Raw genomic sequence first — 1,340 nt, 5'->3', positions numbered from 1 at the left:
TAACCTGATGTAATGGTCTCCTCCCTATACGGCATCTATGTGCCATGATTAAAGTAGTTACAATAATCAAAGGGAGAAGACCAAAATGAAGATTACAACAATTGGTTTAGACATAGCAAAAAGATTTTTCCATGTGGTGTGCTGCAATGAACAAGGGCGCTTAGTTAAAAAGAAAATGTTAAAGCGTGCGCAAGTGTTATCTTTTTTCCAACAACACACTACGTGTTTAGTTGCTTTAGAGGCCTGTGCAACTTCTCATTTTTGGGCTCGAGAAATCAGAAAATGTGGTCATGAGATAAAGCTTATTCCACCTCAGCATGTAAAAGCCTTCTTAGTTGGCAATAAAAATGATTATAACGATGCTTTAGCAATTAGCGTTGCTTCAAAACAACATCATATTAAGAGTGTCTGTATAAAATCAGTTGAGCAACAAGATAACCAAGCACAGCACAAAGCGAGAGAATTAGCGGTCAGACAAAGAACGGCACTATGCAATCAAATCCGAGGCTTAACTGCTGAATACGGAATTATTTTAAATCAGGGTGTAAACACAATACGCAAAAGTATCCCCCTAATTTTAGAAGATGAAAATACCGGATTATCAGGCGCATTTAAAGCGGTACTAAAGCAGTTAGAAACACAATTGAGTAACTTAGACAGCTGCATTGAAACTTACAGTACATTAATAGTTGAAACAGCAAAAAATAATGATATTTGCCAACGGATCCAAACAATACCTGGATTTGGTCCTATGGTATCAAGCGCCTATTTCAATGAAGTTGGAAATGGCAGTAACTATAAAAGAGGCCGCGATGTTTCAGCGTCTTTAGGTATCGTTCCGCGTCAACACAGTAGTGGCGGAAAAGATACTTTACTTGGGATAAGTAAGCGAGGAAATAGCTACTTAAGGTGCCTGTTGATCCAAGGAGCAAAAGCTGTTGTCTCAAGAGCAAAAACGAAGAATGATAAATTAAGTCAATGGATAAACCGACTGGTTCAAACTCGAGGGCATAATCGAGCATGTGTAGCTTATGCCAACAAGATGGCGAGAATGGCTTGGGCTATTAGCGCTTCAGGTGAGAGTTACTCACCCGTATAAATACTCTTCAAAGAATTGCGTAAGTGGCTTAAACGATGACATAACAGGTCAAACCTGCATATTGAAAACCTATAGAGTTCAGTGGTAGTAAATACCGATAACCTGATCAGGACAATATGCGCGGATTACATCAAGGTCAGAAGTAATAATCTTCACTAAAAGGCCGTATATATGACAGCAAACCTGTCCCTACTATCGTTGAATGACACCTTGCAATACTGGAGGAGACCATATATGAACT

General features: G+C 39.0%; 1 protein-coding gene. It reads left to right on the top strand.

Annotated features, from left to right (window positions below):
• Positions 1-85 precede the first annotated feature (85 nt).
• Entirely contained in the window at positions 86-1,099 is a 1,014-nt protein-coding gene (locus I6F53_RS20060) for an IS110 family transposase (RefSeq protein ID WP_010555531.1), read from the top strand.
• Positions 1,100-1,340 lie beyond the last annotated feature (241 nt).

It is taken from the genome of Pseudoalteromonas sp. SWN29 (assembly GCF_015864465.1).
In the GTDB taxonomy this organism is placed as follows: domain Bacteria; phylum Pseudomonadota; class Gammaproteobacteria; order Enterobacterales; family Alteromonadaceae; genus Pseudoalteromonas.
This window is presented reverse-complemented; position numbering and strand designations above follow the sequence as displayed.